Annotated in this window: 28 protein-coding genes; 11 read left to right on the top strand and 17 right to left on the bottom strand. The window is 57.5% G+C overall.

What is annotated here, in order from left to right; translation table 11 throughout:
- The first annotated feature begins 67 nt into the window (after nucleotides 1–67).
- Nucleotides 68–1,099: an alpha/beta hydrolase gene (locus tag HLH29_RS05640; protein ID WP_182964976.1), complete on the top strand. Its 1,032-nt coding sequence runs from the start codon at nucleotides 68–70 to the stop codon at nucleotides 1,097–1,099.
- Nucleotides 1,100–1,220: 121 nt separating this feature from the next.
- Entirely contained in the window at nucleotides 1,221–2,153 is a 933-nt protein-coding gene (locus HLH29_RS05635) for a CPBP family intramembrane glutamic endopeptidase (RefSeq protein WP_182964975.1), read from the top strand.
- Here the strand turns inward: HLH29_RS05635 and HLH29_RS05630 are convergent.
- Nucleotides 2,065–3,036 carry a GlxA family transcriptional regulator gene (locus HLH29_RS05630; RefSeq protein WP_182964974.1) on the bottom strand — a complete coding sequence of 324 codons (972 nt, stop codon included), beginning with the start codon at nucleotides 3,034–3,036 and terminating at the stop codon, nucleotides 2,065–2,067. The two genes, HLH29_RS05635 and HLH29_RS05630, sit on opposite strands and share 89 nt — an antisense overlap.
- Nucleotides 3,037–3,189: 153 nt before the next feature.
- On the opposite strand from HLH29_RS05630, the gene HLH29_RS05625 reads away from it, so the two are divergent.
- The 4 genes from HLH29_RS05625 to HLH29_RS05610 all read left to right on the top strand — a co-directional run bounded on the left by HLH29_RS05625 (nucleotide 3,190) and on the right by HLH29_RS05610 (nucleotide 7,012).
- A complete protein-coding gene (locus HLH29_RS05625; RefSeq protein WP_182964973.1) occupies nucleotides 3,190–3,984 on the top strand; it encodes an SDR family NAD(P)-dependent oxidoreductase in 795 nt (264 codons plus the stop codon).
- Between the two features lie 30 nt (nucleotides 3,985–4,014).
- The gene (locus HLH29_RS05620) at nucleotides 4,015–4,560 is read left to right on the top strand and encodes a carboxymuconolactone decarboxylase family protein (protein WP_182964972.1); all 546 of its coding nucleotides are present in this window, start codon (nucleotides 4,015–4,017) and stop codon (nucleotides 4,558–4,560) included.
- A gap of 742 nt (nucleotides 4,561–5,302) precedes the next feature.
- The gene (locus tag HLH29_RS05615) at nucleotides 5,303–5,554 is read left to right on the top strand and encodes a winged helix-turn-helix transcriptional regulator (RefSeq protein WP_408871944.1); all 252 of its coding nucleotides are present in this window, start codon (nucleotides 5,303–5,305) and stop codon (nucleotides 5,552–5,554) included.
- A 207-nt stretch (nucleotides 5,555–5,761) separates the two neighbouring features.
- Nucleotides 5,762–7,012, top strand: a complete 1,251-nt coding sequence (locus HLH29_RS05610) for an IS701 family transposase (RefSeq protein ID WP_182964971.1) — start codon at nucleotides 5,762–5,764, stop codon at nucleotides 7,010–7,012.
- 115 nt (nucleotides 7,013–7,127) lie between these two features.
- On the opposite strand, the gene HLH29_RS05605 is transcribed toward HLH29_RS05610, so the two are convergent.
- The gene (locus HLH29_RS05605) at nucleotides 7,128–7,946 is read right to left on the bottom strand and encodes a DUF4365 domain-containing protein (RefSeq protein WP_246373844.1); all 819 of its coding nucleotides are present in this window, start codon (nucleotides 7,944–7,946) and stop codon (nucleotides 7,128–7,130) included.
- A 32-nt stretch (nucleotides 7,947–7,978) separates the two neighbouring features.
- A complete protein-coding gene (locus HLH29_RS05600; RefSeq protein WP_182964969.1) occupies nucleotides 7,979–8,620 on the bottom strand; it encodes a pentapeptide repeat-containing protein in 642 nt (213 codons plus the stop codon).
- Between the two features lie 354 nt (nucleotides 8,621–8,974).
- On the opposite strand from HLH29_RS05600, the gene HLH29_RS05595 reads away from it, so the two are divergent.
- A complete protein-coding gene (locus HLH29_RS05595; RefSeq protein ID WP_182964968.1) occupies nucleotides 8,975–9,784 on the top strand; it encodes an IS5 family transposase in 810 nt (269 codons plus the stop codon).
- A 115-nt stretch (nucleotides 9,785–9,899) separates the two neighbouring features.
- Here the strand turns inward: HLH29_RS05595 and HLH29_RS05590 are convergent, their stop codons facing one another.
- The 9 genes from HLH29_RS05590 to HLH29_RS05550 all read right to left on the bottom strand — a co-directional run bounded on the left by HLH29_RS05590 (nucleotide 9,900) and on the right by HLH29_RS05550 (nucleotide 19,075).
- The gene (locus HLH29_RS05590) at nucleotides 9,900–11,363 is read right to left on the bottom strand and encodes a catalase (RefSeq protein ID WP_182964967.1); all 1,464 of its coding nucleotides are present in this window, start codon (nucleotides 11,361–11,363) and stop codon (nucleotides 9,900–9,902) included.
- 57 nt (nucleotides 11,364–11,420) lie between these two features.
- Nucleotides 11,421–11,777, bottom strand: coding sequence for a cytochrome o ubiquinol oxidase subunit IV (cyoD, locus tag HLH29_RS05585; protein ID WP_182964966.1), 357 nt, complete (start codon nucleotides 11,775–11,777; stop codon nucleotides 11,421–11,423).
- On the bottom strand, nucleotides 11,777–12,388 hold the full coding sequence (gene cyoC / locus HLH29_RS05580; RefSeq protein ID WP_182964965.1) for a cytochrome o ubiquinol oxidase subunit III: 612 nt from the start codon (nucleotides 12,386–12,388) through the stop codon (nucleotides 11,777–11,779). Before cyoC ends, cyoD begins: the two co-directional genes overlap by 1 nt.
- Complete coding sequence (gene cyoB / locus HLH29_RS05575) at nucleotides 12,388–14,367, bottom strand: cytochrome o ubiquinol oxidase subunit I (protein ID WP_182964964.1); 1,980 nt, start codon at nucleotides 14,365–14,367, stop codon at nucleotides 12,388–12,390. The genes cyoC and cyoB overlap by 1 nt, the downstream gene beginning before the upstream one ends.
- The gene (cyoA, locus tag HLH29_RS05570; protein ID WP_182964963.1) at nucleotides 14,367–15,281 is read right to left on the bottom strand and encodes a ubiquinol oxidase subunit II; all 915 of its coding nucleotides are present in this window, start codon (nucleotides 15,279–15,281) and stop codon (nucleotides 14,367–14,369) included. Before cyoA ends, cyoB begins: the two co-directional genes overlap by 1 nt.
- A gap of 266 nt (nucleotides 15,282–15,547) precedes the next feature.
- Entirely contained in the window at nucleotides 15,548–16,378 is an 831-nt protein-coding gene (locus HLH29_RS05565) for an alpha/beta fold hydrolase (protein WP_182964962.1), read from the bottom strand.
- 59 nt (nucleotides 16,379–16,437) lie between these two features.
- The gene (locus HLH29_RS05560) at nucleotides 16,438–17,157 is read right to left on the bottom strand and encodes a hypothetical protein (RefSeq protein ID WP_182964961.1); all 720 of its coding nucleotides are present in this window, start codon (nucleotides 17,155–17,157) and stop codon (nucleotides 16,438–16,440) included.
- Between the two features lie 11 nt (nucleotides 17,158–17,168).
- Nucleotides 17,169–17,993 carry an alpha/beta fold hydrolase gene (locus HLH29_RS05555; protein ID WP_182964960.1) on the bottom strand — a complete coding sequence of 275 codons (825 nt, stop codon included), beginning with the start codon at nucleotides 17,991–17,993 and terminating at the stop codon, nucleotides 17,169–17,171.
- Nucleotides 17,994–18,055: 62 nt separating this feature from the next.
- Nucleotides 18,056–19,075, bottom strand: a complete 1,020-nt coding sequence (locus tag HLH29_RS05550) for an alcohol dehydrogenase (RefSeq protein ID WP_182964959.1) — start codon at nucleotides 19,073–19,075, stop codon at nucleotides 18,056–18,058.
- An 84-nt stretch (nucleotides 19,076–19,159) separates the two neighbouring features.
- Between HLH29_RS05550 and HLH29_RS05545 the strand changes: the two genes are divergently transcribed.
- Complete coding sequence (locus HLH29_RS05545) at nucleotides 19,160–20,164, top strand: GlxA family transcriptional regulator (protein WP_246373826.1); 1,005 nt, start codon at nucleotides 19,160–19,162, stop codon at nucleotides 20,162–20,164.
- On the opposite strand, the gene HLH29_RS05540 is transcribed toward HLH29_RS05545, so the two are convergent.
- Entirely contained in the window at nucleotides 20,161–20,652 is a 492-nt protein-coding gene (locus tag HLH29_RS05540; RefSeq protein WP_182964958.1) for a DUF302 domain-containing protein, read from the bottom strand. The genes HLH29_RS05545 and HLH29_RS05540 overlap by 4 nt on opposite strands.
- Nucleotides 20,653–21,158: 506 nt before the next feature.
- Here HLH29_RS05540 and HLH29_RS05535 point away from each other — a divergent pair.
- The 3 genes from HLH29_RS05535 (at nucleotide 21,159) to HLH29_RS05525 (ending at nucleotide 23,469) form a co-directional block, all read left to right on the top strand.
- Nucleotides 21,159–21,554 carry a TetR/AcrR family transcriptional regulator gene (locus HLH29_RS05535; protein ID WP_182964957.1) on the top strand — a complete coding sequence of 132 codons (396 nt, stop codon included), beginning with the start codon at nucleotides 21,159–21,161 and terminating at the stop codon, nucleotides 21,552–21,554.
- Between the two features lie 141 nt (nucleotides 21,555–21,695).
- Nucleotides 21,696–22,415: a hypothetical protein gene (locus HLH29_RS05530; protein WP_182964956.1), complete on the top strand. Its 720-nt coding sequence runs from the start codon at nucleotides 21,696–21,698 to the stop codon at nucleotides 22,413–22,415.
- A 175-nt stretch (nucleotides 22,416–22,590) separates the two neighbouring features.
- On the top strand, nucleotides 22,591–23,469 hold the full coding sequence (locus HLH29_RS05525; RefSeq protein WP_182964955.1) for a LysR family transcriptional regulator: 879 nt from the start codon (nucleotides 22,591–22,593) through the stop codon (nucleotides 23,467–23,469).
- On the opposite strand, the gene HLH29_RS05520 is transcribed toward HLH29_RS05525, so the two are convergent.
- Genes HLH29_RS05520 through trbF form a run of 4 tightly spaced genes read right to left on the bottom strand, consistent with a single transcriptional unit; the run spans nucleotide 23,441 to nucleotide 26,491 of the window.
- Entirely contained in the window at nucleotides 23,441–23,686 is a 246-nt protein-coding gene (locus HLH29_RS05520; RefSeq protein ID WP_182964954.1) for a DUF2274 domain-containing protein, read from the bottom strand. The genes HLH29_RS05525 and HLH29_RS05520 overlap by 29 nt on opposite strands.
- A complete protein-coding gene (locus HLH29_RS05515; protein ID WP_182964953.1) occupies nucleotides 23,683–24,828 on the bottom strand; it encodes a TrbI/VirB10 family protein in 1,146 nt (381 codons plus the stop codon). The genes HLH29_RS05520 and HLH29_RS05515 overlap by 4 nt, the downstream gene beginning before the upstream one ends.
- On the bottom strand, nucleotides 24,825–25,811 hold the full coding sequence (gene trbG / locus HLH29_RS05510; RefSeq protein ID WP_182964952.1) for a P-type conjugative transfer protein TrbG: 987 nt from the start codon (nucleotides 25,809–25,811) through the stop codon (nucleotides 24,825–24,827). Before trbG ends, HLH29_RS05515 begins: the two co-directional genes overlap by 4 nt.
- The gene (trbF, locus tag HLH29_RS05505; RefSeq protein WP_182964951.1) at nucleotides 25,811–26,491 is read right to left on the bottom strand and encodes a conjugal transfer protein TrbF; all 681 of its coding nucleotides are present in this window, start codon (nucleotides 26,489–26,491) and stop codon (nucleotides 25,811–25,813) included. The genes trbG and trbF overlap by 1 nt, the downstream gene beginning before the upstream one ends.
- Between the last annotated feature and the right edge of the window lie 2 nt (nucleotides 26,492–26,493).

Genomic DNA, 26,493 nt, shown 5'->3' with positions numbered 1-26,493 from the left:
GATAGTATATCGTGCGCGATATTATCCCCCCAGGCCAATAAGGCCCGTCCAGTCAGGATATTTCATCATGAGACGCACCACACTTCTCAGAACCGCCGCTGTTCTGGCCACCTTCCTCGTCGCCGCGCCGGCAATCGCTGCCCCGGTGCTGGAGCCAACCACACAGCAATTCCTCGATGGTCTCGCCGCCGCCCATGTGCCGCCGATTCCGTCTTTGTCTCCCGAGGACGCTCGCGCTCTACTCGACCATGCACAGGTTAGCGTGCCGGTATCGGCACCCGCCGTTCAGATGACCGACCACGTGCTGCCAGTCGGTCCTACTGGCCAGACCCGTATACGCGTCTATCGTCCCCACGGCGCACACGGAACACTACCCGCCATCGTGTATTTCCATGGCGCCGGTTGGGTCATGGGCGGCCCGAAGACCCATGAGCGCCTTGTGCGCGACCTCTCCGTCGGAAGCCATGCGGTTGTGATTTTCGTGGATTATGAGCGCTCGCCCGAAGCCCGCTATCCGCTCGCGATCGAGCAGGATTATGCCGTGCTCGCCCATGTCGCCGCCCACCCGGCCGAGTTCCGCATCGATCCCCGACGCATCGCCATCGCGGGAGATAGCGTGGGTGGCAACATGGTCGCAGTCGTCTCGCAACTCATCAGCGAGCGGAAAGGTCCGAAACCAGTGGCGCAGGTACTGTTCTATCCGGTGACGGATGCCGCGATGAACGACGGATCGTATCGTGACTTCGCAAACGGTCCCTGGCTGACGGCCAAGGCAATGGATTATTTCTGGAATCAGTATCTTGTCGCCAACACCGACCGCACGCAGCCTCATGTCTCACCTCTGAATGCCCCGATCGAAGCCCTCCGCGATCAAGCACCCGCACTGGTCATTACGGATGAAAACGACGTGCTGCGCGACGAGGGGGAAGCCTACGCGCGGAAGTTGATCCAGGCAGGGGTTCGCGTGACCGCCACCCGTTATGAGGGGACGATCCACGATTTCGTTATGCTCAATGCTCTCGCGATCACCCCGGCCGCCGTGGCCGCTATCGCTCAGGCCAACATCTTCCTGACACGGGCCTTCGCCGGCCATTCGTAATCCGGATGGCGCCTGGAATGATCGTCGTCCTCCAAGCACCAGGGTGTGGAGGCCGGTGCGATCAGTAACCCGGTGCAGCGTCTTGCCTTCCATCCCCTAAGGTGGATGTGGATCAAATGAGATGACAACACTTTTGTCCCGCCGAACCTACCCCGCCTTCAATCTTATGAGCCAACGCGGCGTCATCAGCCCCGGCAGATGGCAAAGGCTGCGCATTCTGTGCTGGATGATGGTCATGCTCATCATCACAGTAGTCGAATTCGGCTTGCAGACGGCCGTAAGGTCCTTCATCACAACCAACTCGACCGTTGTTCTATGCGCGGCTTTCCTGACCCTCATACTCGCTTATGCCAGCTACGTCGCGCTCATACGCTACGGGGAACAGCGTTACGCAAATGAATTGGCACCGCGCCACGCCGTTAGAGAGCTTTTGCTCGGCGTGCTTGCAGGAGTTGTCCTGATCTCCGCTGTCATGGCCGTTCTCTTCGCAGTCGGGGTCGCCTCATTTCATCAGCAACTCTGGACAGACTGGGCCCATGACGTCAGGGAAGCATTGGGCACGGGGTTCCTTGAAGAGTTGCTCGCACGGCTGATCATTTTCAGACTCTTGTCCTGTGCCTTCGGGATTCACGCGGGAACGATTCTCTCCGCATTTCTCTTTGGTGTCGCGCACCTGCACAATCCTAATGCAACTTTATTGTCTGGCATGGCGATCGCTGTCGAGGCTGGCCTCCTCTTCTCAGGTTTCTATATCGCAACGGGCCGAATTTGGATGAGTATCGGCGCCCACGCAGGCTGGAATTTCACTTTAGGCGCACTGTTCGGAGCACGCGTGTCTGGAATGTCCAGTGATGACAGTCTCCTACGCACGAGCTTTGATCCCAGCGCGCCAACATGGCTGACAGGAGGAACTTTCGGGCCGGAAGCCTCAATCGTCACGATCGTCTTCGGGCTTGCTACCTTTGTCACAACCCTTGCTCTTTCTCGCCGCCATGCGACCCGACACGGGAGAGACGCCGGAACCCTTGCGGCGTCTGGCCAAACTGGCGGATAAAGGCCTCGCGCAGGCGTCGGCGATCGACTAGACCCGTCTCCTGCGCGATCTCATCGAAAGAAAGTCTTCCTTCATCGATCAGAAGCCGCGCGGCCTCGACCCGAAGACGCTCCACTACCTTCGCGGGGGATTGACCAGTTTCCGCGCTGAACGCACGACTGAACTGGCGCGGACTCAGATTTACTACAGCCGCAAGCTCCTCAATCGTAAGAGGGCTTGCCAGGTTGCATCGGGCGAAGACAAGCGCCTTTTGAATCCGATCGGATTTCGGCGCCAGATCTAGCAGCTCGGAATGCTGGGACTGCCCACCGGCCCTGCGATGACTCATCACCAGTCTGCGCGCGACAGTGCGCGAGAGCTCCAATCCGAGATCCTTCTCTACGAGTGCCAGCGCCAGATCCAGTCCCGCTGTGAGACCTGCGGATGTCCATACTGGACCTTCGTTGATGAAGATCCGATCTTCCTCGACCTTCACCAGGGGATGGTCGGCGCGCATGCGGCTAGCGTAAAGCCAATGCGTCGTGGCGCGCCGTCCGTCGAGCGCACCGGTTTGCGCAAGATAAAATGCGCCAGTACACAAGCCAGCGACACGGCGCGCCCGTCGCATGTGATGTTGAAGCGTTGCAATCTGCTCCGTAGGCAGGCGCTGCGGAATCGTTACACCGCCGAGCAAGATCAACGTATCGAGCGCATCCAGCGCATCGACATGCCCGGTGCCGATGTCGAATCCCATTGAGGACGGTACATTGCCGCCCGTCAACGAGACCAGATGGAGCGTATAGTACGGGCTACCCACCGCCAGGTTGGCAATTTCGAAAGCTGTCTGTGCTGCGAGCCCCATGAACTGGACTCCCGGAAAAAGTAACATGGCGACGTCCGGCATCGCTCTCCCCCTATCTGGGTCAGCTCATGGCACGAATACGTAGCATCTGTGTCATTTCAGACGCAACGGCGACAGCGTATGAGTCCGGAGTCATAACGCAGCCAGCACCACGGACGTCCGTGACGGAAGCTGAATTTCAGGAAGGATATCCGCATGACCAGCAAAGGAACGGCCGTCGTGACGGGGGCGTCATCAGGTATCGGCGCGATATACGCGGACCGCCTTGCCCGCCGAGGCTACGATCTCATTGTCGTCGCCCGCAATCGGGCGCGTCTCGACGCATTGGCCAAGCGGCTGAGTGACACGACAGGCCGCGCGGTGGAGGTTCTGGCCGCCGATCTCGAGGACAAGGCAAATCTTGCACGGGTCGAAACGGTGCTGAAGACGGACGCCAGCATCACAATGCTGGTAAACAATGCCGGCTTCGGCACCTTTGCGCCTCTGTTGGAGAGCGACATCGAAAGAATGATGTCGATGATCGACATCAACGTGACCGCGCTAACCCGTCTGACCTATGCCGCCGTTCCGGCGATGGTGACGCGCGGGAACGGGGCCCTGATCAATATTTCGTCGATCGTGAGTGTGTCGCCCGAAACTCTTAATGGTGTCTATGGCGGTACGAAGGCATTCGTTCACGCATTCAGCACCTCTCTGAACCACGAGTTGAAGGACAAGGGTATCCGTGTCCAGGCAGTACTCCCCGGTGCCACGGCCACGGAATTCTGGGATGTGGGCGGTCTCGCGGTGGAACACCTTCCCGCCGAAATCGTGATGGCCGCCGACGACATGGTGGACGCGGCATTGGCGGGGTTCGACCAAGGAGAGACGGTGACGATTCCGGCCCTACCCGACATCGAAGAGTGGAACCGCTTCGAGGCGGCGCGTCGCGCCATGGCGACGCGTATTTCCGCCACCAAACCTGCGACTCGCTACGGCGTGGCCAAATGAAGAGAGGGCGTCACAGCCCGGAGAACCCTGATGACCACCATTCTTCCGTTGAACGACGACGCAGTTGACGATCATGTCGCCACAATCTTCAAAGCCGCCAAAGCCAGCATGGGAAGGGTACCCAATCTATTCCGCGTCATGGCTCACGCGCCTGCGGTGCTCGAGGTTTATGCCCAGACACATGCCTCGCTGGGCCATGGTGTCCTGCCGCGTGCCTTAAGGGAGCAGATCGCCATTACCGTCGCGACCGCCAATAGCTGTGACTACTGTCTTGCCGCGCACAGCCTTGCTGGGAAGGCCGCTGGTCTGACGGCGGCGGATCTGACGGCAGCCCAGCATGGCATAGCATCAGACCCGAAATCTCAGGCCGTTCTCACGCTCGCACGCCTCATCAACGCGACACATGGCCACGCCCACCCGGAGGCCGTTGCTTCCGCTCGAGCAGCGGGACTGAGCGATGCCGAGATCCTTGAAACGGTCGCCCACGTGTCGATCAGCGTGCTAACGAACAGCATCAACAACATCGTCGATACACCGCTCGATTTCCCGCCCGTCGCGCGCGTGCCGTCAGTTTAACGGAAGCTTAGACACAGGGGACATTGGACGCACGCCCGATAGGCGTATTGCATGTCCGCTCCGACACCGCTGCCGGGATTAACCCTGGCAGCGGTGTCGATCAGGGCAACAAGAAGCTGACTACGTGACAACAGCCGATAATAGCCTATTTTGGTCGCAAACCGCTCCAAACAAATCAAGCCATCGCTACTCTGTCCGACCAATCCTACCGTATCGTGCTGATTGTCAACCACGACGGTAAAGTTGTTGATTCCGCTGGTTGTCCCGGAGATGCGCGCGGAGTACAGCGCGTCATCCGCCCGTGCCTGCCATCCGCCAGACGCGCGGCGGGCGCCAGGCCTCCGCTCACCAGCAGAGCTTTCGAAACAACATCTAACCCCCGGCCATCACGATACGCCAGTGTAGCTCCTACATCGGTATCAGCGGAATCGACCGACACGGCGCGGACCTCTCCCAGAGGGCCGGGTCACTACGGAGTTCGGGAGCTCGACGTCCTGCAATGAATCAGGATCGTCGATCCGTAGGGAAATTGGGAACCAACGGCGCGCAAAATTTCCAGGCCACCAGCGAATGACGGAGAGATAAGGCGCTATGTCCGGGATACGCAAGAATCCACAATAACGCTCATGGTATAGGAAATGACTCCGTCATGCCCCGTATTCGTCATAAGCAACTCAATTACAGCCCTGCCTGCGCCGTGGAAGCGACCCTCGAACTGATCGGCGGGAAGTAGAAGGGCGTAATTCTTTTCTGTCTTCTGCAAGGAACCATGCGCTTCAACGCCATTCGAAAGCGTTTTCCGAACATTACCCAACGCGTATTAACGGCGCAGCTGCGTGAACTGGAGCAAGATGGATTTGTTCTGCGGGCGGTCTATGCCGGAGCTCCCCCGAAGGTGGAATACAGCCTCACAGAACGTGGGTGGAGCCTCGATTCCGTCATCACTACCCTGAAAAGCTGGGGCGATGCGCATGTGCCACCTTCGGAAAAATAATTAGTCCCTGATTGGTGAGAGGGACGAGATAGCTCGGCAGAGGCTCGGCTATGTAAGCATCAGCGCGGGACCGGGACAAATGCATCAGCAATCTTGATCTCTTGCGCCGCTGAATACATCCCCTACCAGAGCCGCTTCCAGTTATTATGCAGCCATATCTAGCACTACAGTTGCGTTTTTTTGAGAGTTCTGAATCTATGGATAACTATGATTCTGAACGAGATGAATGGTGCGGCCTCGGTCGAGGATGTTCTTGCCCTGACGCTGAAGGCGCTGCGAGACGCCAAAGCGCGGATGCATCCGGTCTTCGGCCAGGAGCGGGTGGCGGCGTCGGCGGGCCGGTTTCTGGAGACACTGCTGGGCAACGAACCGCGCAAGACCGGCTGGATGCGCGCGGAAGCTGCGGGCGATCCGGGGCCATGGCGACAGCAGGCGCTGCTTGGACGCGGGCATTGGGACGCCGATGCGTTGCGTGACGTCGTGCGCGATCATGTTGTCGAGCATCTGGGGGATGCCGACGCGGTGCTGGTGGTCGACGAGACCGGTTTTCTCAAGAAGGGCTCCGCATCGTGCGGGGTGGGACGGCAATATACCGGGTCCGCGGGTAAGATCACGAATTGCCAGATTGGCGTGTTCGCAGCCTATGTCTCTGCCAAGGGGCACGCATTTCTCGACCGGGCTTTGTATCTGCCGAAGGCCTGGACGGAAAAGCCTGAGCGGCTGGCGGCGGCCCATGTGCCGGACGATGTCCAGTTTGCCAGCAAACCGTCCCTGGCCAGCGTGATGATCGGCCGGGCGCTTGCGGCCAATGTGCCGTTCCGGTGGGTGGCCGGCGACAGCGTCTATGGCGTCGGGGAGTTGGAAATGGCTTTGCGCCGCGCCAGCCGGGGCTATGTTCTGGGCGTGAATGCCAATCATCACTTCCATTCCTGGCGGCCGGATGTCTGCTGGGCTGGCGAGGCGCGCGAGATTGTCGACACCCTGCCGGACGCCGCCTGGGTCCGCTGTTCCGCCGGACGCGGCACCAAGGGCGAGCGGCTGTATGACTGGCTGTATTGCCCGATGGCCGATCTCGAGGCCGCCGAATATTCAGGCACCATAACCGGGACATGGACCCGTGGGCTGCTGGCGCGGCGCAATCCCGCCGATGGCGACCTGGCGTATTTCACGACCTGGTGCCCTCAGGGGACGCCGCTCGAGACCTTGGTGCGCGTCGAGGGTACGCGCTGGCGCATTGAAGAGGGTTTTGAGACCGCCAAGAACGAATTCGGCCTCGACCACAACGAGACCCGATCCTGGCATGGTTGGCACCGTCACGTCTCGCTGGTCATGCTGGCTTACGCGATGATGGCCGCTGTGCGGTCTCAGGCCAACGCCATGGCGCTCAAAAAAAGCCAGTCGCACAAACGCGGCCGCTCATCCGCTGGTCAATCCAGGAAATCCGCCGTCTTGCCATGAAGATGACCCGAAGCTGCGCCTCCATCGGGCATATCCTCCGATGGTCATTCTTTCGACGCGCTCATCAGGCCGCAGCATACATCTCGCATATCAAGGTAAAAGCGCAACTGTAGTGCTAGTATGAATGATAGCCACCTTCATCTTCTGCAAAATCGTCAATCTCATCTTGACCAAGAAATGCAACCTTGATTCCTTCAAGGAAGGCTATCGCACGCTGCACCGTCTCTCTATCAGCAGCATCAATTTTGAGTGTTGAGGCGATATTTTGATAAACCGCAGGAAGTGTGTTGAAATCGACAAAGCTACCCTCGTGGACCAGATTCCTATATTCTTCAATAAATGAAGAAAATTTCTTGATCTTCTCGGTCACTATCGCACAACCACTTGCAACGCCAACTTCGCCGCCTAGAACTGCCTCTGAATGTAGCTTCAAAGATTCATAGCTTGCCAAGAATTTGACACCGACCTTGCTTAGCTTTTCCCTCTTTATAATATCAACAATCTTGGAATCGTTTCTTTCAAGGTCGTTTTCTTCAGGAAAGTAGATGGTCACACTATCCTGAGATCTCCACTTGGGTTTGTCTTTTTCAAGGCGAACCTCCACATATTTTTGCAGCCACACAAATTTTGTCTGCTTTGAAGTATTTGAGGTATGGAACAGGAAAAAGGGAACATCAAACATCAGGGCATAATTGAGGGTATCAACCGGGAAACCCGAAAGCTGCACATTTCCTTCGAATACATCGTTAGTACCCTTCACCTGAACAAAGATAAAATCTCCCGTTGCGTCATCCAAATCAAAGCGTTCTAACTGAAGATCGACTCCATAATCTCTCTCGTCAAGACTACGAACAAGCCAATTTTCATTCAGATGTGTGAAGATGGTTCTGATCGCCTTGGTGTCGATGCGATGTGTCTCTATTCTTTTCGGCATTGTTGCCACCCCATATCCTTCAAAAAATCAATTTATGAAATTTGGTTTACCGATTTTTTGGTCGTTCCTGCTTGAGCAGAATCAACCGTTTCAAAGCTCTGGATGTTAGAGGCGAGACCATCTAGAAACTCGTAACCATACTTGAGGACAATGACAATGCCCCCGCCTTTTTCACGCTCATCTCTAATAGCCTCAACCCAAGGCTTCTTAAGTATCGAATTGAGCTTCTTTTCTTGATACTCAGGAGAACTTTTCCTGACCTCCAGATCTTTCGCGCTTACTTCACGCTGTAACTTCTTTATTTGCTCTATCTGCTCCAACTGATCATTTGACAGCTTGAGTTTCTTGCACATTTTGATGGATGCACTCGTAAAATTAGCGTCATGTATCAATGCATTCTCAAAATTGACATGATGAAGAATTGCCGACCTGAAGTTGACCCCGCGAAGATCCGCCCCTCCAAAATTTGCCCCATATAAGTTGGCTCCAGTGAAGTTTGACCCAGCCAGGTTGGCCCTGATAAAACAACATTGCTTTGCAGAAGCAGCAGAAAAATCTGAATTCGGAAAGTTGCTGAACTCAAACCTTGCCATATATAGATTGTGTTTACGAAAATCAGCGCCAACCTTAGATTTGTTGCGGAAATCTTCTTTGCTGTGATCTGGTCTTGCCATCCCTCATGCCCCTATTCAGTTTTCCCCGCCTCTTCAGCCCATTTCTTCAGCAGGGACAGCTTCTCACCAATCTTAGTCCAACATTCCCCATTTTAGCGGCCCATCCGCCCCTGATTGCCCGCAGAGTAGCCAAATTCCGGTCCAACCAGAAGGGGGGAATGGTATCGCGCCAGCCTCTGCCGCATCAAAATGGGCCAGAAACGCGCCACTGGTGCCGGTAATGACGATCAGGGTGGCGAATTTGCTGCGGCGCAGGAACACTTCGCCTGCCGCCCGCCTCATGCGAAGGCTCCCAGCCGTCAGCAACTAGAGGGTGTTATGTACTTTCGAGCCTGATTGGTGCAGGAATGAGGGATGACGCCTGCACGCAAACCGTATCCCTCTGATGTATCAGACGAAGAATGGTCTCTGGTTGTCCCGTATCTGGTCCTGATGCGCGAGGATGCGGAACAACGACATCACGCATTGCGCGAACTGTTCAATGGATTGCGTTACGTGATCCGCTACGGAATTGCCTGGCGCGCCATGCCGAATGACCTTCCGCCGTGCTCGGCGGTCTGCCAGCAGTCTCGTCGCTGGATGGAGGCAGGCTGTTTTGACGCGTTGGTGTCTGATCTGCGTGCCGTGTTGCGTATCGCTTCTGGCCGCAGGGCGGAGCCAACGGCAGCCATTCTCGACAGCAGGACATTACGTTCGACGCCGGAAAGCGGTTCCCGCGCCGGATATGATGGGGCCAAGCGCAAAAAGGGATCAAAGCTGCACATGGCCGTGGACACACTGGGGTATCTGCTGGCCCTGCATGCCACACCAGCCAGTCGGGATGACCGCGCCGAGGTAGGACGTCTTGCCGCCGCCATTCAGGATGCGACGGACGAGAGCGTTGAACTGGCCTATGTCGATCAGGGATATACCGGCGAGAAACCTGCCGAGGCAGCACAGGCCCAGGGGATCGCCCTTGAGGTCGTCAGGTTGCCCGAGGCCAAACGTGGCTTCGTCCTGCTGCCGCGCCGATGGGTTGTCGAGCGATCTTTCGCATGGGCAACACGCTGTCGTAGGCTCGTCAAAGATTACGAGCGTTACGCTTCAACACTCGCAAGTCTCCATGTCATTGCGTTCGCGTGCTTCATGCTTAGAAATGCCGCTATACTCATGCAAGGTGCATAACACCCTCTAGATATGGCTGGTCAACTCACACCGCATAATCTCCGGAAGGCTGAATCGCTTCGATCGGCATTCCCTGTACCTGCTTGTAGGGTCCCGAAGCCGATCTTTCGACAATCTATTTCTGTCGATTAGCGATAACACGCGCCCTAATTCTCTCGCCTACGATGGGGTCAATCTTTTTCCAGTATTCGAAGGCACGACCAAGTACTGGCTCTTCAACTCCGTTCAACAGATGTCCAGTGACGTTGCTGACCAGGCGCTCCCGAGCAGCCTCATCCATGACCTTGTTGACGAGATCGGCCGCTTGGCTGAAGTCGTCATCATCCTTACGCAATGTGCTGGCTGCACGAACGAATTCCCCGTCGGCAGACCATATCGCATTTTCCGGAAAATTTGCGACGTCGGGCTTCGGTCCGTCTTTAGAATTTGGCGTGTATACGGGGTCAGACGCTTGCCGCATGCGCATCGCTCCGCCTTTGGTATAGGAACGCACTGGAGATTTTGATGCGTTGACAGGTATTTGCTTGTAATTTACGCCAAGCCTTGCGCGATGAGCATCGGCATAGGCGAAAGAACGACCCAACAGCATTTTGTCAGGCGAAAGGCCGGTGCCGCGCACGAAATTATTGGGTTCAAACGCCAGTTGTTCGATTTCAGTGAAGAAATCTTCCGCGTTCCGATCAAGGGTAAGAACTCCGACCTCGATCAGCGGATACTCGCCCTGAGGCCAGACTTTTGTGAGGTCGAACGGATTGAGACGATAGGTCTTGGCGTCCTCGTAGGGCATGATTTGCATTTTCAGCGTCCAGCTCGGATGTTCGCCGCGCTTGATCGCCATATAGAGATCCCGCCGATGATAATCAGCGTCCGAACCCGCCAGTTTGTCGGCTTGCTCTTGCGTCAGGTATTCAATTCCCTGATTTGTCTTGAAGTGATACTTGACCCAAAAGCGCTCGCCTCGCGCGTTCACCCACATATAGGTGTGGCTCGAAAAGCCATCCATGTGGCGCCATGAGGCAGGAATGCCTCGATCCCCCATCAGCCATGTTACCTGATGAGCGCTTTCAGGGCTAAGCGTCCAGAAGTCCCATTGCATCTCATTATCGCGCAGACCGTTATCTGCACGTCGCTTTTGTGAATGGATAAAATGCTGGAATTTCATCGGATCGCGTATAAAGAAAATTGGCGTATTATTACCTACCATGTCGAAAATGCCCTCGCTCGTATAAAACTTGAGGGCAAAACCACGCGGGTCGCGCCAAGTATCTGGACTTCCTGCCTCTCCTGCAACGGTCGAAAAGCGGGCCGCAACCTCGGTTTTCATTCCGACTTGTAGAAAGCTTGCAGAGGTATACCGACTAATATCTTGAGTAACTTTGAAACACCCGAATGCGCCGCCGCCTTTTGCATGCGGTTGACGGTCTGGAATCATCTCGCGATTGAAAGCCGCGATTTGTTCGATGAGATAGTGGTCTTGAAGCAGAATCGGTCCGTCGGGACCAACCGTCAGCGAATGTTGATCGCTCAAGATGGGAATTCCTGCCTCATCCGTCAGAGTCTTGCCGTTTTCATATGTCACTCTCTTCACCCTTCCTAAATGTTCCGATATCCGTAAGGAGCTAAGCTATCCATAAGTCTATTCGTGATGGACCGCATCCATAGTGGACATGCTTCCGGGCATCATGCTGACGTCCGCATTATGCATAACCCAAAGCGACAAGCCGACAATTACCGTGATTAGCATGACCGCGAGAATCAGATAGGCCGTGTTCTCACGTTGTTCCGGCGATAGACCCAGATGCAGGAAATAGTAAAGCTGCACCAGAAGTTGGATTACACCGAAGAATACAACTGCCGGCATAATCAATTCGTGCGGCAATGCATGCCCCATGACCGCCCAAAATGCCAGCGCGGTCAGGAGCAGGGAAAGAGCGAGACCTACGACACAGTGCCTGAGCCCATGCCCTTCCGTGGGTGATACGTCCTTGTGCATTACAGGACTCCTCCCAAATATACGATCGAGAAAACACACACCCAAACCAGATCCAGAAAATGCCAGAATAGGCTCAGGCAAGCCAAACGACGCTGCGTTACTGCGTTCAGGCCGAAATGTGACACCTGATGGATCATGACAGCGAGCCACAGAAGACCCACCGTGACATGAAGACCGTGAGTGCCGACGAGACCAAAATAGGAGGAGAGGAAGGCACTGCGGCCAGGCCCTGCATTTTCGGCGATAAGGTGCGTAAACTCGTCGATTTCCATACCGATAAATGACAATCCAAAGACGAAAGTCACGCCCAGCCACAAAATCGCCGAGCCCTTTTTATTCTTATGGGCACTGATGACAGCCAAACCGAACGTAAAGCTGCTCAAAAGCAGAAAGAGTGTCTCAAAGCCGACATAGCCAAGATCAAACAGGTCCCTGCCGCCTGGGCCACCCGCCGTCGCATGCGCCAACACCCCATACGTTGCAAATAACGATGCGAATATAAGGCAGTCTGTCATGAGATAGAGCCAGAAGCCTACTATGGTCTTCTTACCATCATCATGAGCGTGGTGGTGCTGCGCCTCATTCATATGAGTAGATGTGACGGCAATCATCAGACCGCCCCCTTTATCGCCGCCCGGGCGTACTGATCTTCAGTCCTTTCGACCTCAGCCGCAGGAACATAATAGTCGGTATCCATATTGTAGGTCCTCACGATGAACGTGATGATCATGCCGACAAGACCAACAACTGCTATCGGCCACATGTGCCAGATTATGGCGAAGCACATGATAAATCCGAATGCTGCGATCACGAATCCCGCACCCGTATTGCGCGGCATATGAATATCCTCGTACGGACGGACGGCGTTCGGATCTCTTCCTGCAATCTTATCATCCCAATGCTGCTCCAGAGAGGTCACAACGGGAGTGTGGGCAAAATTATAGAACGGCACGGGTGAGTGGGTGGCCCATTCCAGGCTCCTTCCGCCCCACGGATCGCCGGTCCGATCGGCGCTGACTTTCCGGTTACGAATGCTGACAGCAAACTGAATCAGGATCGCGACAGTCCCGATCCCGATAAGGACGGCGCCCAGGAAGGCAACATTCAGATAGGGCACCCAATCTGGTTGGTTGAAATGGTTCAGGCGACGAGTCATTCCCTTGAATCCGAGAACATACATCGGCGTCCAAGCCAGCCAATAGCCGATGAACCAGAACCAGAAAGCAATTTTTCCCCAGGTCTCGTTCAGCGTAAAGCCAAATGCTTTGGGGAACCAGAAATTCATGCCGGCAAAGAGACCGAAAACCACACCGCCAATAATCACGTTATGAAAGTGGGCAACAAGAAACAGGCTGTTATGAACAACAAAGTCTACACCGGGAATCGCCAGCATAACCCCGGTCATACCGCCAAAAGCGAAGGTTGTCATGAAGCCGATGGACCACAGCATCGAAGAATGGAAGCGGATGCGACCCCGATACATGGTAAACAGCCAGTTGAACAGCTTAACACCGGTTGGAATGGAAATCAGCGAGGTCATGATTCCGAAGAAAGCGTTGACGTTTGCACCGGACCCCATGGTGAAGAAGTGATGCAACCACACAAAGAAGGAAAGAACGCCTATAGAGCAGGTTGCGTAAACCATACCCTTATAGCCAAATAACGGCTTGCCGCTAAACGTCGACACCACTTCCGAATAGACACCGAACGCCGGAAGAACCAGCACATAGACCTCGGGATGCCCCCAGACCCAAATGAGGTTAATATACATCATGGCGTTTCCGCCGAGTTCGTTCGTAAAAAAGTGCATACCCAGCATACGATCGGCGGAAAGGAGAGCCAATGTTGCTGTCAGGACCGGGAAGATGGCAACGATAAGGATATTGGTAATCAGAGCGGTCCAGGTGAAAACGGGCATCCGCATTAATGTAACGCCGGGCGCACGCATTTTAAGAATGGTCATGATGAAGTTGATACCGGAGATCAACGTCCCAAGCCCCGACAACTGAAGCGCCCAGATGAAATAGTCCACTCCGACAGTCGGGCTGTAGCCCAACTCCGAAAGAGGCGGATAAGCTACCCATCCAACGGCCGCAAAATCACCGATGAAGAGGGAAAGCATGACCAGAGCCCCACCCATCACCGTCAACCAGAAACTGAAGGAGTTCAGGAAAGGATAGGCAACGTCTCGGGCACCTATCTGAAGGGGAACAACAAAGTTCATCAGACCCAGGATGAACGGTGTGGCCACGAAGAAAATCATGATCACGCCGTGTGCCGTAAAAATTTGGTCATAATGGTGGGGTGGCAAGTAACCCGCACCGCCAGTCGCAGCCAGCGCTTGCTGCAGACGCATCATCAGCGCATCGGCAAAGCCACGAAGAAGCATAACAATGGCAAACAGAATATACATAATGCCGATCCGCTTGTGATCGACAGACGTAATCCAGTCAGTCCATAGATATTTCCATTTTCCAAAATAGCTAACCAAGCCAAGGACTGCCAGTCCCAGTATTGCGACAACGACAAATGTCCATACCACGATTGGTTGATCGAGCGGTAGTGCCTCGATACTCAGTTTCCCCAACATCAGTGGTTCTCCATAACTACGCTGCCGGGTTGCGTGCAGTGAAACAGATCACCATCATGCCGCAAGGAATTTTTCTTAGTGCAGTCATATTCCGCTGTGACTTGCTGAAAGAGCGTCGGCTTTACAGAGCCGTAAATCGTTTCGGGATTATCTTCGCTATCTTTACGCAGTTGCAGATAAGCACTGTCATCAAGTACATCGCGTGACGCACGCGCCGCTTTGATCCACTCGTTGAACTGCTCTTCTGTTTGAACATGAGCCGGGAAATGCATGCCCGAGAAGCCCGGTCCGCTGAACGCCGTAGACCGCCCGAGATATGTACCTGTTTCCGTGCCCATCAGGTGAAGCCGCGTCTCCATCCCAGCCATGGCATAGATCTGGCTACCCAACTGTGGAATGAAAAACGAATTCATGTTGGAATCCGATGTCAAGCGGAAGTTGATTGGCCGATTGACGGGGATGTCGAGCACGTTAATCGTGGCTACCCCATATTGCGGATAGATAAAAAGCCATTTCCAGTTAAGGGCGACGACATCGACTTCCACTGCCGGCGTCGCGGAGCTTATCTCTTTATAAGGATCAAGCTCATGCGTGGTGTGCCAGATCTTCCATCCTAGAAAGGAGACAACCATGATCGGGATCCCCCACACGACAATTTCAATTGCCGTAGAATGGTGCCATGTCGGATCATGATGAGCCTTGGTATTGGTCGCTCTGTAATGCCACGCAAAAAAAACGGACAAAGAAACCACAGGAATGACCACACACAGCATGATACCCATACTGAGCAAAATAAGGTATTTCTCCTGCTCTCCTATTGAACCCTTCGGATTCAATAGTTCTATATCACTACACCCGCTTAACAAAATGGGACCTATAGCCCACAGTAAGTACTTAACCTTCCTATACGACATCGTATCCTCTATTCGGAATGCGGGCCAATTCGGAACCGCCCCTTAGTGGCACCCGGAATCCTTGAATGCAGCTATCGATCCGTTCGCCGGCCGAATGTGCTCCCCATTGTTCAATAATGGGGATATTCCGGAGGCCCCGGTGTGGGGTAAATCGGCCATAGTCTCCACGTTATCCAAATCATCGACCGAAGTGCGCAATGACCGTGGAAAAACAGAGCCCAATATATCGCCGACTGGGATAGTCCTCTTAAGGCAGAGACATCGCTCTAGTCTGCGACAAAGGAAAGTAGCTCGGGGTTGAGCACGTCAGCGTGCGTGGTCAGCATGCCATGCGGATAACCCTTGTAGATTTTGAGCTGCCCCTTCTTGAGGAGCTTGATCGACAACTCCGCAGCATCCGCAATCGGAACGACCTGGTCGTCGTCCCCGTGCATCACCAGGGTGGGTACGTTGATGGCCTTGAGATCCTCGGTGAAGTCGGTCTCGGAAAAAGCCGCAATGCAGTCATAGTGGGCCTTGGCGCCCCCGATCATGCCCTGTCGCCACCAGTTCTGGATCGTGCCCCGAGATATCGTCGCATCAGGACGGTTGAAGCCGTAGAACGGACCACTCGCCACATCGAGGTAGAACTGTGCTCGGTTGGTGGCGAGGGCTTCGCGGAAGCCGTCAAAAACTGCTATTGGCGTGCCACCCGGATTCGTCTCGGACCGTACCATGATCGGCGGCACGGCACCGGCGAGCACTACCTTGGCGACGCGGCCAGGTTTCGCGCGGGCAGCATAGCGCGCTGCCTCACCGCCACCCGTCGAATGGCCGATATGAATGGCATTCTTGAGGTCCAGATGATCGACCAGCTCCATCACATCGGCAACATAGGTATCCATGTCGTTGCCAGTATCTGTTTGGGTCGAGCGGCCATGTCCGCGCCGGTCGTGCGCGATCACCCGATAACCGTGCGAAAGGAAGAACAGCATTTGCGCGTCCCAGTCATCAGCGCTGAGCGGCCAGCCGTGGTGGAAGACGATTGGCTGTGCGTCTTTAGGACCCCAGTCTTTGTAGAAAATCTCGGCGCCATCGGCGACCTTGATAGTACCCATACCAGGAACTCCATTTTCTGAACGTGCTTGATGATGCGTGATCGTCGGCACGAACCTTGTCATTCGAAACGATAATCCGAGAGGTCGACGCCAACGATGAGCGGTTCGGCCACTGGCATGTTATCTGGGCCCCTGGGATAGACCCTGAATTTTGCGGGCAGCACGATTCCCTCGACGATTACGGGTTCGAGCAGATAGCGAGCCGCGGCGTTGTCGCCCTGAATCTCCACCTCGTAGTCGTGGCGCCGAATCAGGCCATCCCTGTCGATGTAGAAGATCTGTTCCCTGCTGTGAGTCGCAATCGTTTCCGGAAACGTCACCCTCAGCCTGCGCCAGACCTCGCCTGCCTCCGACCAAGGCCCGATCTCTTCAGCCACGACGCCTGGCTGAGCCAGGATGAAGGGGGAGGTCAGATAGGTCCACATGGTATAGCCCGCGAAATAGGCGAGCTGCGGATCGCTCCAGTGCGTCTCCATCACAAACCCAGCGAAGCTCGCCCGCGGCTCCAGCAAGCTCTCGACGACGTCGCCGTTTGGTGCCTCCATACGCACCTCATCTGAAGTGAAGCGGGACCGCATCTGTGTCGGGTGAAACGGCCAATGCGACACCTCCTCCTTGCGAAGGTCCACCCGAACATTGGTGTGAGTGAGTACGTCCGGCTTTCCCTTCAAATCCCAGAGGATGCCGAACTGGTGAAGCCGCGCCGTGAGGAACGAGAACTGTCGGAAGCGGTCGAGGCCGCCATGGGCCTCGATCACCTGCTGCTGAAGATCGCGCATCTGCTTTTTTCTCACTCGTCCAGGAATGTTCGGCAATGAGTGACGAATCTCTCAGGATACTGGAACAGCGCGCCGTGCCCCGCGTCCGGATAGAGGAGGAGCTGAGCGTTCCTCATCGCCTTAAACATGTTGTAGGCGTTGATGCTCGGGAACATGGTATCGTCGCTGCCGTGGACGACCAGCGCAGGCTGCGCGATAGCGCGGAGCGTTGCCTGGTCTTCCTCCTTGCTGGCGCACCAGCCGATGATTGCCTTCGCCTGAGGCTCGCTGATATCGTCACCGCCGTCCGGATCACGATTTTCCTTGCGGGCCATTGCCCGGGCAACAAAGGCCCGCCCGGCACGCTGGCTTTCTTCTGTGGGTGTGAAGAACAACGGCAGCCGCACATCCGGCCCGGCTACGGCAAAAGCCTCACCAACGACTTCGACCAAGTGCTCTTCCCCCCCGCGTGGCGCTGCGCCGGCGATGATGATTTTGCGGATCAAGTCGGGGTGCTGCGCAGCGAGGACCTGAGCGAGCATGCTGCCAAGGGAGAAGCCGAGAAGGTCGACCGTCGGCAGGTCAAGGCCCTGAATGAACGATCTGGCATCCGCCGCCATCTGTTCCACCGTATCGGGCGTCCGGCCGGTCGAACTACCGATGCCAAGATTGTTGAACGCGATGACTGGACGCGATTCCGCAATGCAATTGACCACTTCTGGATCCCAGGAATCCATCGTTCCCGTGAAATGCTGTAGCAGGAGGAGTGGTGTCCCTGCGGTCGCACCGAGGCGGCGGAAGGCGAAGCGGACATCGCCGATGTCCAAATGTTCTGTTCTCGCAGTTTCGAGTGACATGGCTTTGCCTTTGTGAACTGCCTCGCACGAGGCGGAATCGATCCGGATGATTGGCAGCGCATCTACATGGTGAGGACGATGCGGAAGCGGGCAGCCCCCGCCATCATCTTGCGATAGGCTTCTGGGGCGCGCTCCAGCGGCATCGTCTCGATCATGGCGGCGACGCCGGCCAGCGAACTGAAGCGCAATGTGGCGTCGGCGGTGGCAGGATCACCGGTCAGGGCGCCCTCCACTGAGCGGCCGCCGAATAGAAGGTCGGAGGTTGCGATCTCTACGGGTTCGGAAGAAGCACCGAGCGCAATGATCCTGCCGCGTGGACGAAGCCCCTTCACCGCATCGGCCACGGCCTTGCCACCTGACGCGGTGACGAGGACAAGCTTGGCGCCCCCCAGCTTCTGCAGCGCCGAAGCAACGCCGACGCCGGAACTGTCGATATAATGGTGGGCGCCGAGCTTTCCTGCGAGATCAGCCTTATCCGGCCCGCGCCCGATCGCCACGACCTCGAAGCCCATGCGCCGGGCGAATTGCACGGCGAGATGTCCCAATCCGCCGATGCCGATTATAGCAACGAGGTCGCCGGCTTTTGCCGGAGAGTTCCGGAGCGCGCTGAAGGTCGTCAGTCCGGCGCAGAGCAGCGGAGCGGCGTCTTCCGAGGCGAGGCCATCGGGGATCAACACGAGGCCACTGGCTCGCGCGAGCATATACTGTGCGTAGCCCCCGTCATGATGAACACCGGTGAACTCCTGGTTCCGGCAATTGACGAGATCACCGCCGCGGCACTCCGCGCAATATCCGCAACTGCCACCGAGGAAGCCCACGCCGACACGCTGCCCGAGCGTCCATCCCTCGACGTTGCTCCCGATCGCATCGATGACGCCCACGGCTTCATGGCCCGGAACACGTGGCCATGCGATCGGAAAAGCTCCCTCAACTGTCGCAGCATCAGAGTGGCAGACGCCGCAGGCCTCGACGCGCAGGCGGACCTGGCCGCTGCCGGGATCGACAAGAGGCTTTTGCGTCAGTTCAAGTTGTCCCGGCGCAATCGCCTGGACAGCAACGTATGTCGTCGGATGGCTCGACATCAAAGCTCCAGCGTCAGAGGATCTGTCAGAGCGCTATCAGTGGCCACTCGAGGCCGACAGGACGTAGATGCCGTGATTTCGGCCATGATCGTGGCGAAGCGTCGCTGGAACAGCTATCAAGGCGGGAGTTACCGTCGCGGAGAAAGTATGAAGATCGGCTTAGTCCTCTGTCCGAATTTCCAACCCGCCTGCTTCGGGGGCGTCGCGGCGTTCGACGTCGCCAACAAGCAGGCGGGCAAGAGGCTCTACGACATGCGAGTCCTCTCGGAGGAAGGTGGGCTGGTCACCTCGTGGTCGGGCATGCAGGTCATGACGGACCCGTTCGACGACGCACCCTATGACACGCTAATCGTCGCCGCAGGGCTCGAGATACCGACATCGTCGCCTGGATTGGTCCGGCTGCTTCGCGCCGCTGCCCGCGACGCGCGTCGGGTCGCCGCCATCTGTCTGGGCTCGTTTGTCCTGGGCGATGCGGGCTTGCTCAACGGCCGACGAGCTACGACACATTGGCGCTATGCGCAGGCGTTGCAAGATCGCTTTCCCGACTGCAATGTCGATATGGACAAGATCTTCATCTCGGATGGGCCGATCTGGACGTCGGCAGGCATGACGGCAGGAACGGACCTCGTCGTTGGCATGATAGAGCGCGATCACGGCCCAGAAGTTGCCCGTTCAGTCGCCAAGGGGATGGTCATGTATCATCGTCGCTCTGGCGGACAATCGCAGCATTCCACTTTGTTGGACCTCGGCACCAACGAGGACAGGGTTCAACGAGCGCTGAACCATGCGCGCCGAAATCTCGCCCAAAGCCTGACGATCGATGATCTGGCCGCGGTCGCTTGCCTCAGTCCCCGACAGTTCACACGGCTGTTCCGGTCCGAAACCGGCACCACACCGGCGAAGGCTATCGAGGCGCTGAGGGTCGAAGCCGCGAAGCTAATGCTGGCGCAGAGTCGGCTTTCGATCGAGGTCATAGCCCGCGAAGTGGGATTCGCGAACCGTGAGCGAATGCGCGTGGCGTTTGCACGTGTGCATGGCGAGGTCCCAAGAGCAATTCGCAATGATGCCGGACCGCTCGCTGCGCTTTAGCTGGCAGCCCGAAGAAGCACTGCCTCGAGTTCGCGGTCGAGATAAAGGCCAACTTGCCGCACACGCTCATCGTGGAACTGGCCGAACAATGACGAAGGGCGGTCGTATTCGAAGACCGCCTCCCCGTTCTCCATCTCGTACAAGGCGACCCGTAAAGGTGCGTAGAGCGAGGCGCCAAGTTGATGGCAGGTCATCGTTGCAGCGGTGATCGGGTTGCCGATCTCGTACTGAACCGCGTTCCTTTTTTCAGCGGTTGACTTGAGAAGAGCTCCGTGGTTGCGCTCGAGGAATATAAAAAGCTTAGGACCGCGCTTTTCGTAATCTTCGATAGTGGTTCGGTCTCCGCTTGCTAGCGCTGGGATGATCTGCGCATCGAGTTCCGGCAGCTCGGCTGCCAGGGCGGCCCGGACCTGGTCGAAGGCTTTCCTACATACGATTCTGATGTGATCGACGGCAATCGATTGAGATGTGACCGCGAGGTTAGTCATCTTTCATTCCTTTGCAACCTGTCAGCGTGTGGGATCGGGAGGGGGGCGATGAGCCGATCTCACGCGCTCTACCACCGTGGTATTCGCGGTTCCTTTATCGCCCGGCATCGCGGCCCCGTTGAGCGCGACTCCATGAAAGGACATGCGGGACCACCTTGCTAGAAGCGTCGTTGACAACCACTGCGACGCCTTCCGCCGCAAGCGCCTCGGCAATCCCTGCGCCGATCCTCCTGGATGCGCCAGTTGTAATTGCGACTTTTCCCGAAATCCTGCTCATGAACTTTGTGCCTGTATGACTGGGGCGACGACGCGAACGCTCGTTATGCCCGGATTGCGAAAACGGGTGGGTTTAAATATGGAGCGGCCGCTCCGGCATTCGCCATATTGAGGTGCGCGGTTTCGCGTTCAAGGATTTATGGGTGATGACACCAAACAAAATCGACGGTGAACTGCGTGGCCGGGGCCGGCCACAATCCTTCAACCGGGACTAGGCCCTGTGCACGGCCATGCGCTTGTTCTGGGACCGTGGCTATGAGGGCGCCCGCTTCGACGAACTGACCGCGGTGACGGGAATCAGCTCATCGAACCTCTACAATGCCTTCGGCAGCAAGGATCAGTCGTACCAGAAGACGACCGAGTTCATGCGCGAGAACCTGCAGGCGGGGTGCATGATCTCGGTGTCCGATACCCCGTGCGCACCTGGCCAGGCGCAGCTACGAGACCTGCCGGCAGATACGGATGTCGAGGGATTGGCGGTATTCCTCAGTTCGCCGGCACGCGGGATGGCGGCGCAAGTGCGCAACGGTGCATCGCGAGAGAAGCTGCAGGAAATCGGCCGGATCTGCATGCAGACGTGGCCCCTAGCCAGAAAATCCGGTCAATCCACCGCACCTGAGGCTTAAGCGCCGAATATGAACATGACTGGCAGCGGTCCGTTGTGGCCGGAATCAAGGCATCTAAGTCGTTCGGCCATTAGCACCGGCCCTCTAGCCTCAATGAGACATGCCGCATAATTTTACGCGGCTCTCACAGGAGCGCACTACATGCAGGACCTCAAGGACTTAGTCATCGAAGCTCATGGTGGTCTCAATCGCTGGCAGCAGTTCGAGCAGGTCTCTGCCGATCTCATTCAAGGTGGGGTCCTGTGGCCCTTAAAAGGGCAGGCCCTAACCCTTGAGAAGACCAACGTCACGGTGGGCCTTAAGAGCGAGTGGGCCTCCCACGCCCCCTTCGGTGCCGAAAATCGACGTTCCCATTTCACGCCGGATCGTGTCAGCTTGGAATCCGAAGACGGAACAGTTCTTGAAGAATTGCTTGATCCGAGGAAAAGCTTTTCTGACCACACGTTGCAGACGCCATGGTCTGATCTGCAACTCGCCTATTTTGCGGGTTGCGCGATGTGGACCTATTTCAACGTCCCATTCCTGCTAGCCTGGCCGGGAGTCGAGACGGAAGAACTGGAACCGTGGCCGACGGAGAGCGGCAAGTGGCGCCGCCTTGCCGTGAGCTTTCCCGCAGATATCGCAACGCACAGCACGGTGCAGACACTCTATTTCGACAGCGAGGGCCTGCTGAAACGACACGACTACGATGTCGAGATAGCCGGTAACACGCCAGGCGCGCATATCGTTGATGGCTATATCGAAGTCTCGGGTATCAAATTTCCGACCAAGCGTCGGATCTATGCTCGTCAGCCTGACGCAACCTTTAATACCGAGCCGCTCGTCGTCTCTATTGACCTCTCCAACATCCAACTCAGTTAATCAAGAGGCTTGAGAAGCCAATTGAAAGAGGACCTGATCGGCTGCTGGGGGATAATCACTACACTTCCGGCCAAGGTGCCTTCCAGCGCAGCCGCCACCTCGCTTCTAATTTTTTGCCATTACGGCCCTTCTTGTTCGAGAGAAAACGGTCAAATTTTTCATCAACCCCCACCACATGCACAGCACCAATCTTGAATATTTCAAACTTACTGTCGAAGCTGGAAGTCTTACTCGGGCTTCCAGTATTCTTGGCGTTGCCGTTTCCACGCTTACACGTGCTATCGACAGACTCGAAGATGAGTTTGGCGTTACCTTACTGGAGCGAAGCCACGTCGGCGTTCGCCTGACGGCAGCCGGTGACTTGCTGTTCCAGAGAATCGTCACGCTGCTTGATGATCTGGATGAAGTCAAAGCCTTATGCCAGATGCTTGGAACAGGTCGCCGCGGAGTCGTTCGGGTCGGTACCCTGCTCCCCCCGGTCGGTGTCCAGTTCAGGCTTGCGTTATCGGTCTGGAAGTCGAAACATCCCGACATAAGAGTAATTTTTTACGAGATGGGAACACGAGACCTTCGATCCGCCCTGTTTCGCCGTCGTGTGGATGTGATCTTTTCCACGCCTTTTGCCAAATCCGGAGCGATTGAATCACTTCCGTTTTGCAGCGAGAACTTGATGGTGGCGCTGTCGAGTGAACACTCTCTGCATCAATACCCGAGTATCACGCGGGGACAATTGCGAAACGAGACTTTCTTGGTCCAGGACTGGGGGCGCGATCATAGCGTAAGGGACCATTATCTGGAGATTCTCGGCAAGGATGTGACGATTGAAACGCATCCTGCGGGAAAGCAATCCGTGTTCGCGTTGGTGAGCGCCGGGTATGGCGTAACACTTGCCGTTCAGAGTCAGGCGGAACGAGGCTTTCCAGGTATCATTTTCCGGCCGCTGCGGGAAAGTAATGCCCACCTGCCCATTCGCCTCGGCTGGGATGCCGATCGCCAAGATGCGGTTACGGGCCGTTTCGTTGCCTTTATCCGCGATTTTGTTCGGCAGCGCTGATTCGAAGGCGTCTGGCTTTGGAAAAGGCCCTATCCCCTTCCATGAAGCGTGAAAGCATCGGTGGGATCAGCTTCGCAAGCGCAATCTCGGCCTGACCACTTTCATGCGCGAGCAGGCGCGCATAATCCATCAGATCGCGATGCACGGCAGCAGGAAGTTCCACGGTGAGCCGCACCGGTTTGTCATCCGCGATCGGCCCAAGCCTGAGTTTCGTCATCGGGATGCCTCCTGTCCGTAGGGAGTGAGCACCAGATCGCGATGCACCATCACCCGCACCGGAAAGCCCGGCCGAATGATGTTTGTGGGCTGGATATTCAGCGAGCGCCCGACGATCTGCTCGCCGATCTGGTTGAAGCCCTGCGACCCGCCAGTGCGCAGGGCCTGGGCAATGCCATTGCCGCCGCTGATGTCAGCCTCGGAGCCCACGCTCAGCATCGTCGAGACCAGGGCGGCCTTGAACACCTCGCCCCAATGGTTGTCGGTCTGGTCCTGCAATCCGGCGAATCCTGCGGCATCGGCGGCCGGCTCGTTCTCCAGCACGATCGAATCCCTGGCTCCGCGCATCAGCCGGGTCCAGACCAGCAGCACGCGCGTCTGGCCATACGCGATCTGGGAATCATAGCGGCCGATCAGCTTCGCCCCCTGCGGGATCAGCAGGATATGTCCGGTCGGAGAGTCATAGACGTTCTCTGTGACCTGGGCGGTGACCTCGCCCGGCAGGTCCGAACGGATGCCGGTGATCAGCGCACCGGGTATGATCGCACCCGTCTGAAGCACATAGGGGCTGGGGGACGGTGCAAGCCGTTCAGCGCTGACGGTGCGGTGGTCAACCGGGCCATCGAGGAATGCCTGCTTGCGATCGGCAGGAGCAACGCTAGGTTGGACTGTGGTCGCGCCCGATGTCGCCGGCGCTGCGATATCCCGGCCCATCTGCGTCTGGGTGAACAGATGGCTGACCCGCGCCGCTTCCTGCTCCTGGGCGATGCGCTGTTTCTCCGGATCGGCCGGCGCCGCCGGTGTCGCCATGCCGGGGGCACCTACGCCCGCCTTGAGCAGCGGCCGGCCGAGATCACCGGGCAGCGGAGGCCCGAGGCGCGGCGGATGGCTATAGTCTCCCGGCAGATTGGCCAACCCGTCCGGCGTGGTACGATTACCAGTATTGTAGAGTTCGGCATTGCTCTTCGGTGGTGCCGGCTTCAGCGCCAGATAGAGCGCGCCGCCGATGCCGCCCACGGCGATGACCGACAGGCCGAGGATCACCTTGCGCGACAGCCGCGTGACCGGCGGCCGCGTTATCCGCAGCCGCATCTCACCCGGCGGTCTGATGGGGGACGCTGGCGTCTCGGCGCTCTCGCTCATGACCGCCGCGACCCGTCAGTGCGGACGATCCGCACCACCTGCTGGTGCTTGGCCCCCAGCCGCAGTTCGGCCGCCGCAAACAGACGATCGACGATCATCCGATTGCCGCGCACCCGATAGTTCACCAACTGACCGTCGCCCTGCGGGCCGATCACCCACAGGGGCGGCATCTCCCCTTGGGCGATCCCGGTCGGAAACTCGATGAACACCTGCCGCCCGTCATCGAAGGCCCGCAATGGCCGCCACGGCACCTCGTCGCCCTCGATCCGGTAGCGGAAATTCAGCGCGTCGAGATCGACGCCGGTCGCGACTGGCGTCGTGAGGTCCGCATCACGATCCTGGCCGCGCAGGGCGACGATCTGGTCCTGTGGATAGTCCCAGGACACCGAGGCCATGTAGGTCCGCTCGTCGGAGCGCAGTTCCAGATGATAGGTCCGCCGGTCGGTATTGATGACCAGGTTGGTGGTCAGGTCCGGGCGGGTCGGCTTGAGCAGGATATGAATCCTTTTCGTTACTCCTGCCCCGCTCTCGGTGTCACCAATAATCCAGCGTACTGTATCACCCGCGGCGACCGGTCCGGAACCGACCAGCTTCTCGCCCGACTGTAGCGCAATATCGGTGATTTCGCCTGGTGCCGCGTAGAGTTGATAGAGCGCGCCCTCGGAGAACGGATAGACTTGGATCGCATTGAGATAGCCGGCCCGCGTCGGCTGGATCCGCGCCGCACTGTTGGCGCGCTCGACCCGCTGATGGGGATCCGTCGGGTCCGGGGCCGCATGCCGATACGGGATCGGCTTGAGCTGCCCCGGCAGCGGCAAGGGCTCGGGGAGTGCCACCACCTGCACCGGCTTGGGCGGGTCAGGCGTAAGAACCGCCTGCCGGGGCGTATCGTCGTATTTGATGGCAGGCGGCTTCCATGAGGAGCAGGCTGCAAGGGGCGCCAGCAGGATCATGAACGGCGCGATGGTGTTGAGGGTGCGCATCAGCCGAGTTCCCTGGACCAGTTGAAGGCGTGGATGTAGATGCCGAGCGGGTTCTTGCGCAGCCGTTCGGCATCGGTGGGGGTATGGACTGCGATGGTCAGGATCGCGCTCCAGCGCTCGGTCGCGGCCAGCGCGCCGTCGACATAGCGGCGCTCGACCCATTCCACCCGGAAGCTGTCGTCGGAAGCGCGGATGACGCTGGCGATCTCGACCGCCACCTGCATCTTGCCGAGCCGGCTGAACGGATCGCTGGTGCGGGCATAATCGTTCAGGGCCAGCGCGCCGCGGTCGGTGACGTAGTTATAGGCGTCGAGCCAGTTCTGCCGCAGCACCACCGGATCGGCCGGGATGCCGCGCACCTCGGAGATGAAGCGCGCCAGATACCAGGCGATCTGCGGATCGGTCGGCCGATAGGCAGCCGTCGCCGGACCGACGGCCTGCGCCTGGCCGAGATGGTCGATCTGCACCACCCAAGGGGTGACGGTGCCGCGCAGCGACTGCCAGACCAGTCCGGCGGCCAGGCCGCCGCTCAAAGCGAGACAGCCGAAGAAGGCCAGCCGCCAGTTCCGGGCCTGGACGCGGGCCGAGCCGATGCGGTCGTCCCAGACCTGTCCGGCCTTGTGATAGGGCGTCTCGGGTTCCGGTGTTTTGCCGAAACGCACAGTGGGGCGGCGGAACATGG

The organism is Gluconacetobacter tumulicola, assembly GCF_014174215.1.
In the GTDB taxonomy this organism is placed as follows: Bacteria; Pseudomonadota; Alphaproteobacteria; order Acetobacterales; family Acetobacteraceae; genus Gluconacetobacter; species Gluconacetobacter tumulicola.
This window is presented reverse-complemented; position numbering and strand designations above follow the sequence as displayed.